Below are 14,117 nucleotides of genomic sequence, written 5' to 3'. Positions count from 1 at the left end.
CGGCGAATCACCGATGAAAGGTAGAGAGCAACCTCAAAGACAAGCGGTGGATAGCGATGAACAACCTGTTTAATTTAGCCCGAAGTGGTTTAAGCACCGGTCAGGCGGCCCTGAGTGTGGTGGGCAGCAATCTGACAAACGGCATGTCCGACAACTACAGCCGCCGCAATATTTTGATTGGTGAATCAGGCGGCATGAACACCTCGCTGGGCTTTTTTGGTTACGGTGCCCAGGTGAATGGCGTCGATCGCGCTTATGACGCATTTGCCAATTCACAACTGCGCGGCTCTATCAGCAACTGGGCCGGGCTGAAAGGGCGACAGGAGCAACTGTCTGAAATCGACAACATGCTCGGCGACGAATCCGACAACGTCTCGGTTTCACTTAACAATCTGTTCAAGGCCATGGCCACGCTGAGCGGTGATGCTTCTGATGGGCCAGCGCGTTCCGCACTATTTAGTGCGCTGGGTGTATTAACGCAGCGCTTTAACGACAGCGGTAAAAAACTCACTGGGCTGGAGAAAAGCACCAACACGCACATTGAGCAGAGCGTGAAGGACATCAACAGCTACAGCGACCAGTTAGCCAATATCAATAAACAGCTGGAGCGAGTGCAGGCGCAGGGCGGTAATCCCCCCGCTGATCTGCTGGACCAACGCGATGGCTTGCTGGAAAAGCTCAGCGAACAACTGGGTGTTGAGGTCACTGAAGACAAAGCCTCGGGCCGTGTGGATGTGACACTGCCTGATGGGCGCCCCCTTATCGCCGGCGATCGCGCCTATAAGTTACAAACCTCGCCGTCCGCCAGCGATCCCAATAAAACCGTGGTCTCTTACGTGGGTCACAATGGCAAGCCTGAGCCACTGAGTGAAACCAGCGTCACCAAAGGCCGTCTCGCCGGATTATTTAAGTTCCGTAATGACGATCTGGCGGTGGCGCGCAATGAGTTGAACCAGATCGCTTTTATGATGGCGAGCCGCTTAAACGAACAGCACCATGCGGGCTTCGATGCGGACGGCAATCCCGGTCAGGATCTGTTCTCGCTGCCGGAGATCAAAGCCCTCGCTAATAGCCAAAACACCGGCAGCGGCAGGCTCGATTCCATCCGCGTTACCGACTACAAAGCGGTGAATGCCGAAGATTATAACGTCAGCTTTGATGGCACGAACTGGCATGTTACCGGTGCGGATGGTCGCACGGTTCCGGCGACGGTGACGGGCGGCGTGCTGTCATTTGACGGCGTGGAAATCGATCTGCCTGCTGGCGTGAATGCGGGCGACAGCTTTAGCCTCAATCCGATGGCCGGTGCTGCTGAAGGGATTGGCCGAGCACTGGACAGCGCCAGCAAGTTTGCCGCCTCTGATGATCCTGCTGGCGGCAGTTCCAATAACAAAAATCTGGAACTGATGCTGAAAATTCAGGATGAAAAACTGATCGGCAAAAATACGCTCACCGATGCCTATACCCAACTGGTTGGCACCATCGGCTCCAATGCGCGCGCGGTTAATTCCGGACTGGAATCGGCCAAAATAGATCTCGATGACAAATTCAACACCAAACAGTCGCTGAGCGGCGTGGATATGAATGAAGAGATGGTGAATATGCAGATGTTTATGCAGTACTACCAGGCCAACAGTCAAATATTGCAAACCGCCACCACGTTATTTGACACGCTGCTATCGATTAAATAAAGGAGTCAGCGATGCGATTAAGCACTTTATATATGTTCAAACAGAATGCGGAAAGTATGTCGCAGCGTGTGAGTGAGAATAACAATATTTACTTGCGCCTCTCGGCAGGTAAATCACTGTTACGCGCATCAGACGATCCGCAAGGTGCCACCGATGCGGTAAAAAACCAGGACGCGCTGGCAAAACTGGAGTTGTACCGCAGCGTGCGATCCGGCGCGCGCAGTGCCATGGAGCACGAGGAGAGTATTCTCAGCAGCGTCGGCAGTATCATCACTACCAGCCTGACGGAGAAAATCATCGCGGCGAAAAGCGATACCTATTCCGCAGAAGACCGCGCTGCGCTGGGAAAAGAGTTATCCGGCATTCGCGGCACCTTATTCGATCTTGCTAATACGCGCGACAGTCAGGGACGCTATATTTTCTCAGGTTATCATAGTGATACTGCACCCTTTGATGCGGCAGGCAACTATCAGGGCGGCAGCGAAGCACGCCATCAAACCGTGGCAGATGGCACCGGCATGTCAGTTAGCCGGCTGGGCGATGCGGTATTTGGTGACATCTTTGCCGATCTGGATAAGGCGGTAGCGGAGTTGAGCCGTGATCCTATTGACAGAGACGAACTGGAGAAAGCCCTGAGCGCCGCCAGCCAGGCGGTCGACAAAGGCATGGATCGACTGGGCAAAGCGCAGGCTGAACTGGGCACCCATCTGCAGCAACTTGATAGCCTCGATTTAAGCGGTGAGAGTTTGATCAATGACACCATCGTCAAAGTACAAAATGCGATTGGCGCAGATTACGGCACCATGACATCGCTAATTATGGATTCGAAGATGTCTGAATATGCGTTAAATGCATCGATGATGGTATTTCAGTCGATGCAAAAAATGAACTTGTTCAATAAACTCTAAATTTACCCTTCTGTTTTTAACATCATCGTGTAGCGCGAGAGTGAACCCTATGTTTAATAAAATAAGAATCTATACTGCGGTCAGCTTGATTGTCGTGTTGTTTGCTGTCGTCCTCTTTTCTACCGTCACCTTTTCGTTATTTAACGCTTATTCCAATAACGAGAACTTTAATAAAATACAGATCGCTTCGTACAGCAATAATCAGATGCGCGATGCTGCCTATAACATCAGTGCAGCACTGGCTAACACCAACGGCATTATGCTGCTGCAGGCGCAGGGAGAAACGGCCTCGCCAACGCTGCTGCAAACCACGGCGCTGATCCTGAAAAGCGCTGAAGAAGATATGCAGCAGTTTATGAGCTCACCGTTCAACAGCGAAGAGGAAACCAAAGTCGCCGAAGAGGTGAACACCGCCTTTAAAGCGGTGTATGACGTGGTGCAGATTAAACTGGATCAGCTCCAGCGCCAGGAGAGTTATCGCGGTTCACTGGAAAGTGAGCTGGGGTTGCGCACCACATTGAATCAACGCATTGAGGGCTATAACCAGATTAACTTCAAGCAGAATCAGGAGTATGTCAGCCATGCGGCGAGCAGTTACCGCACCATGCTGGTGATTGGTATCAGCGTCACCGTTCTGGCGGCACTCTTACTGATAAGTGTGCGTATCTGGCTGCGCAAGACGCTGGTGCGTCGTATGGAAGGCACGGTTGAGGTGCTGAAACGCGTGGCGGCAGGTGATTTGAGCCGCCGCGTCGAGATCGGCAGCGCCAATGAAATCGGCACTATGTTGAGCGAGCTGGAGCAGATGCGCGTGTCGCTGACCGGCACCATTCTCAGTATTCGTGAGAGTGTGCAGCACATTCATACCAATGCGCAGGAAATTGCCCAGGGCAACAGCGATCTCTCTGCGCGTACCGAGGAGCAGGCAGCCTCGTTGCAGCAGACCGCCGCCAGTATGGAGGAGATCAAAACCACGGTGCGGCAGAATGCCGACAACGCCCACACCGCGCGCCAGCTGGCGGTTAGTGCCAGCGACAATGCGCAGCAGGGCGGCAATGTGATGCAAAGTCTGGAGCAGATCATGGCGCAGATCACCGTCAGCTCGCGCCAAATCGCCGATATCAACGGCGTGATTGACAGCATTGCTAATCAAACCAATATCCTGGCGCTGAATGCCGCAGTCGAAGCGGCACGCGCCGGTGAACAGGGACGTGGTTTCGCGGTGGTGGCTGAAGAGGTGCGTAACCTCGCCAGGCGCAGCGCTGATGCAGCCAAAGAGATCAATCAGCTGATCCACACCTGCGTCAGCAATATGGATACGGGATCGCGCCAGGTGAACCAGGCCAGCGTCGTGATGCAGGATATCGTCAGCTCGGTGGCGCAGGTGACGCAGATTATGGGGGAAATTACCTCAGCGTCAGATGAGCAGAGCACCGGTATCAACCAGATTTCGCAGGCGGTAAACGAAATGGATCTGGTGACTCAACAGAACGCGGCGATGGTGGAAGAAGCCGCGATGGCGGCTGGTGGATTAGAAGCGCAGTCCGACGCGCTGGAGAAGCTGGTGGCACAGTTTGTGTTAAGTCATGAAGGCTCCGCACAACCGGCTCGTTTGGTCAATAAAGTGAATAACCGCCATCAGGATCTGATATCGGAAAAAGAGAATACGCAGTGGGAATCGTTCTAACGTATTACCCATTAGTGAAATAAAGAGATTAAATAGCCCAGGTACTAAGAGCTTATTGCGCTATATAAATAATAACGCTCAGCTGATAATTAATAACAAGACTATCAGATGGGTGGCAATATGGATGGGTTATATAACGCATCCGGTCTGAATGATAAAAACGAACTGTGGCTAACCTACCATTATCTGGTGCGGCAGGAAGTGTTACGCCTGCAAAAAAGATTACCGGCTAGCGTCGAGTTCGATGATCTCATTCAGGCAGGTGCGATAGGATTTATTGCTGCGGTTGACAGTTATGACGCGAAGAAAGGCGTCACGCTCAGCGCCTGGATTACACAACGCGTGCGCTGGGCGTTAATCGATGAATTGCGAGAACGTGATTGGGTGCCGCGTCGGGTCAGAACCCATTCGCGTGAGATATCTGCGGTTATCCAGATAATTGAACAGGAGCAGGGCGCCAGTGCCAGTGAAAGAGATATTGCCGAACGAATGGGCGTATCGCTGCGGGATTTTCAACAGATGCTGGCAGATAATAACAACAGCCAACTTTTTTCCATGGATGAATTGCAAGAGCATTATGCCGATCTTTGGGAACAAGCTGATGAAGAACATGCCTTGCTGAACCCCCTGCATCACTCTATTCAGGAGGATTTGATTGAGCGTATTGCTGACTACGTACGTTATATTCCTGAGCGGGAGCAGCGCATCTTACAGTTTTATTATCACTATGATCTCAATATGCGCGAGATTGCTTTGCTTCTCGACATTACGGAAACACGAGTGAGTCAACTTCACAGTCTGGCAATAAAACGTTTGCGTAGTCGAATGGATTATGATGGAGCAATCTAAAGTGATGCAGCACCTGCAATGTTGTAAAAGGGCATCATCGATAATTAATAACAATTAATAATGTTATTATCGTTATTAATCATGTGGTTAGTTGGGTTGTTTGTGTGAGGCTTTTCTGACGTATTGTTACGGAAAATTCTGATGGCTATCATTTTTTCATTGCTGGATGCGGCTAAATCGTCGGCTGTTGGGATGATCGATAGTCACAAGAATGTTCACCCTACGACCACACGATTATCAGCATCACATGGGGAATGGATATTCCTCTCTTAATGACCTCTGCTTTGCACGATAAATATAAGGTGTTATCAATGTCTGACTTTGATGAGTATCTTCAGCATATCCACGATATGAATTTATCTTACCTTCTACTGGCGCAACAATTAATTCGACAGGATAAATTTGCGGCAGGTTTTCGCCTTGGATTATCGGAGTCCACCACTGATAATTTGAAGGCGCTGACGTTACCCCAATTGATGAAGCTGGCCTCGACCAATCAATTTATTTGCCGCTTACGCATTGATGATGAAGTCTTGATTGAGAATCTCACGAAAGAATCGCGGATTGAGGCACTGCAGAAAATTCACACTGGCATTATCTTGTCGACGGATTTGCTTAATTCACTTAATAAAGAACCTATGGCTGTGGATTAAGGGGGCGAGAATGAGTGAAAGAAATTTATTGCAGGAAGTGCATGACGTTCAAATCGCCATGGAGTTGATCTCTCTCGGAGCACGTATGCAGGTTTTAGAATCTGAGACATCTCTAAGTCGACGACGACTATTACGCTTGTATAAGGAGTTACGTGGATGCCCACCACCGAAAGGCATGCTGCCTTTCTCCGAAGACTGGTTTATGTCGTGGGAGCAGAATATTCACTCGTCGATGTTTTATAACATCTACCTGTATTTGAAAGTGACGGAAAACGGTCCGCCGATTAACGTGTTGATGAAAACGTATAGGCTCTATCTGGAACAGTGTTACGGCCAGAGTCATGAGGAGCCGATATTAGGTCTGACACGCGCCTGGACATTAGTTCGCTTTATTGAGTGCGGCATTATTTCCCGTAAAGCGTGCCGGATCTGTCAGGGGGGATATGTGGTGATCACTGAGAACATCAAGAAACCCTTTACCTGCAGTTTGTGCAGCCCACCCTCACGCGCCAGTAAAAAATCTCAGGTTGACCACGTTAATCAACGGCACATTCAGGCCGCCGCCGCTTTTATGCCGGTCATTGCCTGAGGCGCTAGCCCTATTTCAGTGACAAGAAAGTCATACGCCCGTGGCCAGTCTGGCGCGGGCTATCAATAATACAAGGAGCAATCGTGTTAGTTATTTTTGGCTATCTTGTTGTTATATCAACAGTGTTTGGCGGATTTATGCTGGCTGGCGGTCAAATGGCCGCGCTGTTTCAACCTATCGAACTGCTGATCATTGGTGGCGCGGGTATGGGTGCCTTTCTGGTGGGCAACAATATTAAGTCGCTGAAGGCCACGGGCAAAGCGCTGGTAAAGCTGTTTGTTGGCCGCAGCTACAGCAAAGCGATTTACATGGATTTGATGGCTTTGCTGTTCCTCTTGCTGTCGAAGAGTCGCATACAAGGGTTGATGTCGCTGGAGAAGGACATTGAAGAACCGGAAAGCAGTGAGATCTTCAGCGCCTATCCGCGTCTGCTCAATGACCCCATGCTAAAAAATTTCGTGCTGGATTATTTTCGCCTGATGATCGCCGGCAGCATGAATGCGCATGAAATCGAAGCGCTGATGGATGAAGAGATTGAAACCTGCGAAGAGGAGCTGGAAGTGCCGGCCAACAGCATGAACACGCTGGGTGATGGCTTTCCCGCTTTCGGAATCGTAGCGGCGGTGATGGGGGTGGTGAATGCGCTGGCCGCCGCCGATCGCCCGGCCTCCGAGCTGGGCGTGCTGATCGCTCACGCCATGGTGGGTACCTTCCTTGGCATCCTGCTGGCGTACGGTTTTGTATTGCCGCTCGCCACATTGTTACGACAGAAGGGCAGCGATCAGGTCAAAATTTTGCAGTGCATCAAAGTCACGTTGCTTTCCAGCCTGAATGGTTATGCGCCGCAGATAGCGGTGGAATTTGGCCGCAAAACCATCTTCACCAGCGAACGCCCCTCCTTTGAAGAGCTGGAAGAACACGTGCGCAGTGTGAAATCGAATGCCAGCAAAATGAAACCGTCGGACGCCAGCGCATGAAGGACGGCAGCCCGGTCATCATCGTTCGCCGCCGTAAAAAGCATAAACATGCGCATCATGGGGGGACGTGGAAAATCGCTTATGCCGATTTCATCACCGCGATGATGGCGTTCTTTTTAGTGATGTGGCTACTGTCGCAGTCCACCGCGCAGCAACGCGAAATGATTGCCGATTACTTTCGCACCCCGTTAAAAACCACGCTGGCGCAGGGCAACAAAGCCAGCCTCAGCGACAGCGTCATTCCCGGCGGCGGTGACGATCTGATTAAACAGCAGGGCGAAGTCTATAAAAGCAGGCTGGATACGTTGAAGCGCCAGATGGAGAGCCTGAAGCGGGCAAAACAGAAACTGCAGCAGATGATTGCCACCGATCCCCGACTGAATAATTTCCAATCCAATCTGCTGCTGACGCTCACGCAGGATGGTCTGCTGATTCAGATTACCGATTCGCAGCAGCGCCCGATGTTCAAGCTGGGCAGTGAGCTGCCTGAACCTTACATGTTGGGCATTCTTGAAGCGTTGGTGCCGCTGCTCAACGAGTTACCGAATGCGATCAGTCTGACCGGCCACACTGATTCGCTGCCCTACGCGGGCGGTGTCAGTGGATACAGCAACTGGGAACTGTCAGCGGGACGTTCCAACGCCACGCGACGCGTGCTGACCCATAGCGGATTGGCGGATGAACGTTTTCTGCGGGTGATTGGCACCGCCAGCCGTATGCCGCTGGAAGAAAGTACACCAGAGGATCCGCGTAATCGCCGCATCAGCATTCTTGTCCTCAGCCACATGAAAGAGCAGGAGATCCAGATGGAAAATACCCTCGCGCAGCACCCTGATGCCCTATTGCAGGATGCCTCCATTCAGCCTGTTGAAGGACACTCCGATGGAATTGAATGATTTTTCTCAGATATTTTTCAGTGAAGCTGAAGAGTTGCTGGCAGAGATGGAACTGCACCTGTTGCAGCTGGATATTGCCGCGCCCGATATTGAGCAGCTCAATGCCATCTTTCGCGCCGCGCACTCGCTGAAGGGCGGGGCGGGTACCTTTGGTTTTGATGCGCTGCAGAAAACCACCCATCTGCTGGAAAACCTGCTGGATGAGGCGCGCAGCGGTGAACGCAGGCTTAACCGGGCAACGGTTCAGCTGTTGCTGGAGAGCAAAGACATCATGCAAAACCAGCTTGCCGCGTACCGCGCGTCTCAGCCGCCCGATGAGGCGCGCTTTCAATACATCTGCGAAGCCCTGCGGCAGATTGCGCTTGAGGCTGCCGAGCCAGCTGCGGTAGCAGGTGATGCCGCTGAAGCTGAATTATGCATTACGCTGAGTGATATCGAAGAAGGCGAACAAACGCTGCTCAGACAAGAGCTGGAAAACCTCGGGTCGCTGCGCCACCAGGAGCAGACGTCGAAAAGCCTGAAAGTGGTGCTCGCCACCGCTACGCCAGCCGACGATATTCGTGCGGTGCTTGGTTTTGTGCTGAATGACACGCAGATCGCTATTGAACCGGTGGTCGCCGTACCTGCCGCCCCCACATTGACTGCGGAACCCGAGCCCACGGCTTCCGTATTGGCTGCACCTTCTGCGCCGACATCTACGGTGCCGCTTACTGCTTCGGCGCCAACCGCGTTCCCGGGCACTTCTACAGCTCCGGTGCCAGCCACTTCCACGGCCACGTCTATACCCCCGGCACCCACGCCTTCCACCGCGCCGCGTGCGGCCAGCCAGGAATCCAGCAGCATTCGTGTTGCCGTTAGCAAAGTCGATCAAATCATCAATCAGGTCGGCGAGCTGATCATCACCCAGGCAATGCTGTCTCAGCTCACCCAAACATTGGATAACGCCAATCATGACGCGTTGTTCAACTGCGTGGCGCAAATGGAGCGCAACACGCGTGAACTGCAAGAGTCGGTGATGTCGATTCGTATGATGCCGATGGACTACGTTTTTAGCCGCTTTCCTCGGCTGGTGCACGATCTCGGTTCGCGTCTCGACAAAGAGATTGAGCTGACGCTGAAAGGCGGATCTGCCGAGCTGGATAAGAGCCTGATTGAGCGCATTATCGATCCGCTGACTCATCTGGTGCGCAATAGTCTCGACCACGGTATTGAAGCCAAAGCACAGCGCATTGCCCAGGGCAAACCGGGCACCGGCAATCTGACGCTCTCCGCTGAACATCACGGCGGCAATATCGTGATCGAAGTAACGGATGATGGCGCGGGCTTGAACCGGGAAAAAATTCTCGCCAAAGCGCGATCGCAGGGCATGAGCATTAGCGACACGCTCAGCGATGACGAAGTGTGGATGCTCATCTTTGCCGCTGGATTCTCCACCGCAGAAAGTGTCACCGATGTCTCCGGGCGCGGCGTGGGTATGGATGTGGTGCGGCGTAATATTCTGGCGATGGGCGGCCATGTGGAGGTGCAATCGCGGCAGGGAAAGGGTACCACGGTGCGCATCCTGTTGCCGCTGACGCTGGCGATCCTCGACGGCATGCTGGTCAGAGTGGCCGAGGAGATTTATGTGCTACCGCTGGGTGCGGTGATGGAATCGCTGATGCCGCAGGAGGAGATGCTGTACCGCTATGTGGGTGACGAACGTTTGCTGCAGGTGCGCGGCGAGTATTTGCCGCTGGTGATGTTGCGTCAGCGTTTTTCAGTGAGCGGGCAAGCCCCGAGTGATAACGGCATCGTGGTGATTGTGCAAAGTGCTGGCTGCCGCTACGCGCTGTGGGTCGATCAGCTGATTGGCCAGCAGCAGGTAGTGGTGAAAAACCTCGAACAAAACTATCGCAAAGTGACCGGCGTATCTGCTGCCACCATTCTCGGTGATGGCAGCGTGGCGCTGATTCTGGATGTGGTTGAGCTGGCAACCTTAGCGCATCCACAGGAAAACGCTGACCGTCTGCGTGTCAGCCAACAGGAGGTAGCAGCATGACATTATCGAAAGCGCTTCAGAGTGATACGGCAGCGCAGGAGTATCTGATTTTTCGTCTCGGCGATGAAGAGTACGGCATCGATATTCTCAAAGTGCAGGAGATCCGTGGCTGCGACCGGGCGACGCGCGTGCCCAATGCGCCGGACTTTCTTACCGGCGTGACCAACCTGCGCGGTGTCATCGTGCCGATTGTAGATTTGCGCGTGCGGTTCAGCCTCCAGGTGGTTCACCAGAATGAGAACACCGTCGTGATTGTGCTGAATCTCAGCGACCGCATTGTCGGTATTGTAGTGGATGGCGTGGTGGACGTGCTGTCACTGGATCACGAGCAGATCAAACCGACGCCAGATGTCTCGGCAGCGCTTTCCAGCCGTTATTTGTTGGGTCTGGGTGTGGTGGATAATCGTATGATGATTTTGGTGAATATTGAGAAACTGCTAAGCCGTGAAGAGTTGGATGCCATGGATGCTGTGACCGATGCATTAGCGTAGCGGCACCGCGCTATCTTTTACGCTACCAGGCGGATGAGATTGCATGGCAGAATAGCCGCTCGTTAAACAGGAGGTGGATCATGACCGACGAAATCGACCAGCGTATCTACGAATTAGTGCGTCGCTACGACGGCGTCTATCTGTTTAAACAAAAAACGCTGACGCCACAGATCGATATCGATACCGATCTTAACTTCGAGCGCGAAGAAGCGCAGGCGTTGATGGACGAGTTCTTCAGCGAATTTGCGGTAGATCGCGGCGGTTTTTTGATTGATACCTACTACCCGGACGAACCGTCACTGGCGCAGATCCTGAATCCCTTTAACAAGCGTGAAGTCCCCGTAGTGCCTGATTTTACCCTGAGCATGCTGATTGAATCCGCCAAAGCGGGGCGTTGGCTGTATGAGTAATACCAACGCCGCTCGATCATTTCACATGCACAGTAAAACCACTTTCTCCCTCTGCTAACGACTCTTTCAGCGTCAACGCGGGGATTGTATAGTCGCCGCCATTCTGCTTACGAAAGGCAATCGGTGCCGTGTCCGCCAGCGTATCCAGCCGTGTGGCCAGGGTATCGCACCAGCCAGCAAAGCGTTCTTGAGCGGACTTTTGCACCCGATAAAAAACCAGCGGCGGCAACACGCTAAAGCCAGGATAGAACAGCATGCCGTGCTGAATCGGGAACAACAGCTGATCAATCGGCCCATTGATACCGCGCGGGCTATAATGTGATTCCCAGCCACCGGTGGTCACCACCAGCATCGCGCGTTTGCCTGTCATATTGCCTTCGCCGTAACGATCCCCCCAGTGCTGTTCATTGTGTTCGCCGACACCGTAAGCAAATCCATTGGCATATACCCGGTCAAACCAGCCTTTCAAGATGGCGGGCATGCTGAACCACCACAGTGGAAACTGGAAAATCACCGTATCGGCCCAGCGCAGTTTCTCCTGCTCTGCGGCAATATCGGCAGGCTGTAACTGTTGCTCAAAAGCAGAACGGGAATCCAGCGTGGCGTCATAGTGTGCGCCCACCAATGGCGCCAGTGTATCTACAGCATCAAGCTGAGCTTTCCACTGCATGGCATAAAGGTCGGATACCTGCACCCGGTGGCCCGCTTGTTGGAGGTAAGTAACGGCAAAATCCTTCAACGAACCGCTCAGTGAACGCGGTTCTGGATGGGCATACACAATCAGTACATTCATGGCTGAGTCCTGTGAGTTGAAAACAGCTGCAGGTTAGGACGCTGCTGGATATAGTGGAAATCAATTGCTCAAATCGCAGGTATAGTCACAGTGAATATCAATGCGCTGGATTTGAATCTGCTGCAGACACTGGATGTTCTGCTGCAGGAGTTGAACGTAACGCGAGCGGCGCAGCGGCTGAATTTATCGCAACCCTCGGTGAGTGCGCAGCTGGCCAGGTTGCGCACGGTATTCGATGATCCTCTGCTGTTGCCGGGGCCGCGCGGTATGTTGCCCACTGCACGAGCAGAAGCGCTGCGTGAACCGCTGCGATTGGCATTGGAGGCATTAACGCGTGCCGTGGCTCCGCCAGAGGCCTTTGACCCGAAGAATGCTGAAGACACCTGGCGGATTGCTGCCACTGATTACATGTCCTCCGCGCTGGTATTGCCCGCGCTCAATATCATTCGCGAAGCCGCGCCACAAAGTCGGATGGCGGTCTTTGCGCTTCACCCACCGCAGGTCGCTCACCAACTGGAGAAAGGGGTGCTGGATGTGGTGTTTCACACCGGTGACAACGCGCCAGCGAACCTGCATCAACGCAAGTTGTTCAGTGAGCGCTACGTGCTGGCGAGTCGGCGAGATCATCCACAGTTACAGCAGGCCCCCACGCTGGATCAGTTCTGTCAGCTGGAATTTGTGCTGATCTCGCCTGATGGTGGCGGGTTCAATGCCGCAACTGATACCGCGCTGGCAAAAGTGGGACGCTCGCGTCGTGTCGTGCTGTCGGTTCCGCATTTCCTGTTTATGCTGGAAGTGCTGGCGAGCAGTGATTTGGTCGCTGTGCTACCCGAGCGGCTGGTGCGCAGTGCCGCACATCTTCACGTTTTCACTCCGCCGCTGGAGATTCCCGGCTTTGATATTTTAATGTTGTGGCATCAACGGCTGCACCGCGATCCTGCCCAACAGTGGCTACGCCAGCAAATTGTGGCATCGCTGTAGATCGGATATCAGCGCAAAAAATTCACTTCTCCCGCGCACTAAAAATCATCACACTAGCCACCTTTACCGTTATGGAGTGATGGCATGAAAACCCGATTGCTGCTGGCGTTCGCGCTGCTCACCAGTTTGAGCGTGCCATTGCTGGCAGATGAAGATGGCGTCTCCTTCAGCCATAAAGACTGGGAACTCGCCTGCGACAATACCTTAACCTGCCGCGCTGCGGGTTACAGCGCTGAAGAGGGCGCGGGTGGTTCAGTCCTGCTCACACGTGAGGGCGGGCCCAATGCACCGACCCATGGACGCGTGGTGCTGGCCGATACTGGCGATGATGACTCCAGGCAAGTGGATGCACTGGCGCTGTGGATTGATGATCACGCGCAGGGCGAGGTCACCAAAGCCGAGAACGATGAGTGGACGCTGACCGATGCGCAAACGCTGGCGCTGATTAATGCCATCAAAGGCAGTAGCAAAGTTGAGTTTCGCGGCGGCGAAGAGCCGTTCGAGCTTTCCAGCAATGGTGCCTTTGCCACGCTGCTGAAGATGGACGATGCACAGGGTCGTCTGAGTACGCCTGGCGCGCTGGTGCGCAAGGGCAATAAGCCTGAAAACAGTGTTCCAGCGGCGGTCGCAATGCCGGTGATTCAGCAGGTCAAAGTTGAGAAAGCCGCGCCTCGTCCGTTGAGTGCGGATGAACTGGCGTTGCTCAAGCCGAAGCTGATTGCTTCGCTGACCGATGACGACAGCTGCGATAATCTGGACCCTACGGATGATCAACCTGAAGAGGGCTCTGAGCCGCTCACGTTAACGCCAGTGGATGATACGCATGTGCTGATTGCCGCGCTGTGCTGGCGCGGTGCCTATAACGAAGGCTATGGCTATTGGCTAATGGATCGTGCGTTGCAGGGTAAACCTCAACTGATCACCGATTCCGGTTCAGATTACAGCGAAGGCATGATTTCCGAGGCACAGAAAGGGCGCGGCATTGGCGACTGCTGGAGTACAGCGGCCTGGGTATGGGATGGCAAGGATTTCGTGCAGAGCAGTGATGTTACCACCGGCATGTGTCGTGCGATTCGCGCTGGCGGTGCATGGCAATTGCCGACCCTGGTCACTGAGGTGAAGCCCGCCTCTTAATGCGTTGTGAGATTTTGTGA

At 53.3% G+C, this 14,117-nt stretch carries 14 protein-coding genes; 13 read left to right on the top strand and 1 reads right to left on the bottom strand.

What is annotated here, in order from left to right; translation table 11 throughout:
- Window positions 1-56 precede the first annotated feature (56 nt).
- From flgK to H7A81_RS06265, 11 genes are all read left to right on the top strand, one after another.
- The gene (flgK, locus tag H7A81_RS06315) at window positions 57-1,691 is read left to right on the top strand and encodes a flagellar hook-associated protein FlgK (RefSeq protein ID WP_182057018.1); all 1,635 of its coding nucleotides are present in this window, start codon (window positions 57-59) and stop codon (window positions 1,689-1,691) included.
- Window positions 1,692-1,702: 11 nt separating this feature from the next.
- On the top strand, window positions 1,703-2,599 hold the full coding sequence (gene flgL, locus H7A81_RS06310; protein ID WP_182057017.1) for a flagellar hook-associated protein FlgL: 897 nt from the start codon (window positions 1,703-1,705) through the stop codon (window positions 2,597-2,599).
- 49 nt (window positions 2,600-2,648) lie between these two features.
- The gene (locus H7A81_RS06305; RefSeq protein WP_182057016.1) at window positions 2,649-4,286 is read left to right on the top strand and encodes a methyl-accepting chemotaxis protein; all 1,638 of its coding nucleotides are present in this window, start codon (window positions 2,649-2,651) and stop codon (window positions 4,284-4,286) included.
- 120 nt (window positions 4,287-4,406) lie between these two features.
- The gene (gene fliA, locus H7A81_RS06300) at window positions 4,407-5,135 is read left to right on the top strand and encodes an RNA polymerase sigma factor FliA (protein ID WP_182057036.1); all 729 of its coding nucleotides are present in this window, start codon (window positions 4,407-4,409) and stop codon (window positions 5,133-5,135) included.
- 311 nt (window positions 5,136-5,446) lie between these two features.
- Window positions 5,447-5,788 (top strand): flagellar transcriptional regulator FlhD, encoded by a 342-nt coding sequence (gene flhD / locus H7A81_RS06295; RefSeq protein WP_182057015.1) that lies wholly within the window; start codon window positions 5,447-5,449, stop codon window positions 5,786-5,788.
- 10 nt (window positions 5,789-5,798) lie between these two features.
- Window positions 5,799-6,377: a flagellar transcriptional regulator FlhC gene (flhC, locus tag H7A81_RS06290; protein ID WP_182057014.1), complete on the top strand. Its 579-nt coding sequence runs from the start codon at window positions 5,799-5,801 to the stop codon at window positions 6,375-6,377.
- Window positions 6,378-6,460: 83 nt separating this feature from the next.
- Window positions 6,461-7,354: a flagellar motor stator protein MotA gene (motA, locus tag H7A81_RS06285; protein ID WP_182057013.1), complete on the top strand. Its 894-nt coding sequence runs from the start codon at window positions 6,461-6,463 to the stop codon at window positions 7,352-7,354.
- On the top strand, window positions 7,351-8,250 hold the full coding sequence (gene motB / locus H7A81_RS06280; RefSeq protein ID WP_182057012.1) for a flagellar motor protein MotB: 900 nt from the start codon (window positions 7,351-7,353) through the stop codon (window positions 8,248-8,250). The genes motA and motB overlap by 4 nt, the downstream gene beginning before the upstream one ends.
- Window positions 8,237-10,288 carry a chemotaxis protein CheA gene (gene cheA / locus H7A81_RS06275; protein ID WP_182057011.1) on the top strand — a complete coding sequence of 684 codons (2,052 nt, stop codon included), beginning with the start codon at window positions 8,237-8,239 and terminating at the stop codon, window positions 10,286-10,288. Before motB ends, cheA begins: the two co-directional genes overlap by 14 nt.
- Complete coding sequence (locus H7A81_RS06270) at window positions 10,285-10,779, top strand: chemotaxis protein CheW (RefSeq protein ID WP_034826310.1); 495 nt, start codon at window positions 10,285-10,287, stop codon at window positions 10,777-10,779. The genes cheA and H7A81_RS06270 overlap by 4 nt, the downstream gene beginning before the upstream one ends.
- Before the next feature lie 80 nt (window positions 10,780-10,859).
- Window positions 10,860-11,189: a DUF1493 family protein gene (locus H7A81_RS06265; protein WP_081946746.1), complete on the top strand. Its 330-nt coding sequence runs from the start codon at window positions 10,860-10,862 to the stop codon at window positions 11,187-11,189.
- A 16-nt stretch (window positions 11,190-11,205) separates the two neighbouring features.
- On the opposite strand, the gene H7A81_RS06260 is transcribed toward H7A81_RS06265, so the two are convergent.
- Window positions 11,206-11,982, bottom strand: coding sequence for an NAD(P)H-dependent oxidoreductase (locus H7A81_RS06260; RefSeq protein WP_182057010.1), 777 nt, complete (start codon window positions 11,980-11,982; stop codon window positions 11,206-11,208).
- A gap of 90 nt (window positions 11,983-12,072) precedes the next feature.
- Here H7A81_RS06260 and H7A81_RS06255 point away from each other — a divergent pair, with 90 nt between their 5' ends.
- On the top strand, window positions 12,073-12,963 hold the full coding sequence (locus H7A81_RS06255) for a LysR family transcriptional regulator (RefSeq protein ID WP_182057009.1): 891 nt from the start codon (window positions 12,073-12,075) through the stop codon (window positions 12,961-12,963).
- Window positions 12,964-13,047: 84 nt separating this feature from the next.
- A complete protein-coding gene (locus H7A81_RS06250; protein WP_182057008.1) occupies window positions 13,048-14,097 on the top strand; it encodes a DUF1176 domain-containing protein in 1,050 nt (349 codons plus the stop codon).
- Window positions 14,098-14,117: the final 20 nt, after the last annotated feature.

Source organism: Pantoea sp. ME81 (genome assembly GCF_903970985.1).
GTDB lineage: Bacteria > Pseudomonadota > Gammaproteobacteria > Enterobacterales > Enterobacteriaceae > Pantoea > Pantoea communis.
The sequence above is the reverse complement of the archived record's forward strand: the minus strand, read 5'-3'. Positions and strand labels throughout refer to the sequence as shown.

Coding starts and splice junctions, on each gene's coding strand:
- flgK (WP_182057018.1), top strand. CDS start 57: ATGAACAACCTGTTTAATTTAGCCCGAAGTGGTTTAAGCACCGGTCAG.
- flgL (WP_182057017.1), top strand. CDS start 1,703: ATGCGATTAAGCACTTTATATATGTTCAAACAGAATGCGGAAAGTATG.
- H7A81_RS06305 (WP_182057016.1), top strand. CDS start 2,649: ATGTTTAATAAAATAAGAATCTATACTGCGGTCAGCTTGATTGTCGTG.
- fliA (WP_182057036.1), top strand. CDS start 4,407: ATGGATGGGTTATATAACGCATCCGGTCTGAATGATAAAAACGAACTG.
- flhD (WP_182057015.1), top strand. CDS start 5,447: ATGTCTGACTTTGATGAGTATCTTCAGCATATCCACGATATGAATTTA.
- flhC (WP_182057014.1), top strand. CDS start 5,799: ATGAGTGAAAGAAATTTATTGCAGGAAGTGCATGACGTTCAAATCGCC.
- motB (WP_182057012.1), top strand. CDS start 7,351: ATGAAGGACGGCAGCCCGGTCATCATCGTTCGCCGCCGTAAAAAGCAT.
- cheA (WP_182057011.1), top strand. CDS start 8,237: ATGGAATTGAATGATTTTTCTCAGATATTTTTCAGTGAAGCTGAAGAG.
- H7A81_RS06270 (WP_034826310.1), top strand. CDS start 10,285: ATGACATTATCGAAAGCGCTTCAGAGTGATACGGCAGCGCAGGAGTAT.
- H7A81_RS06265 (WP_081946746.1), top strand. CDS start 10,860: ATGACCGACGAAATCGACCAGCGTATCTACGAATTAGTGCGTCGCTAC.
- H7A81_RS06260 (WP_182057010.1), bottom strand. CDS start 11,982: ATGAATGTACTGATTGTGTATGCCCATCCAGAACCGCGTTCACTGAGC.
- H7A81_RS06250 (WP_182057008.1), top strand. CDS start 13,048: ATGAAAACCCGATTGCTGCTGGCGTTCGCGCTGCTCACCAGTTTGAGC.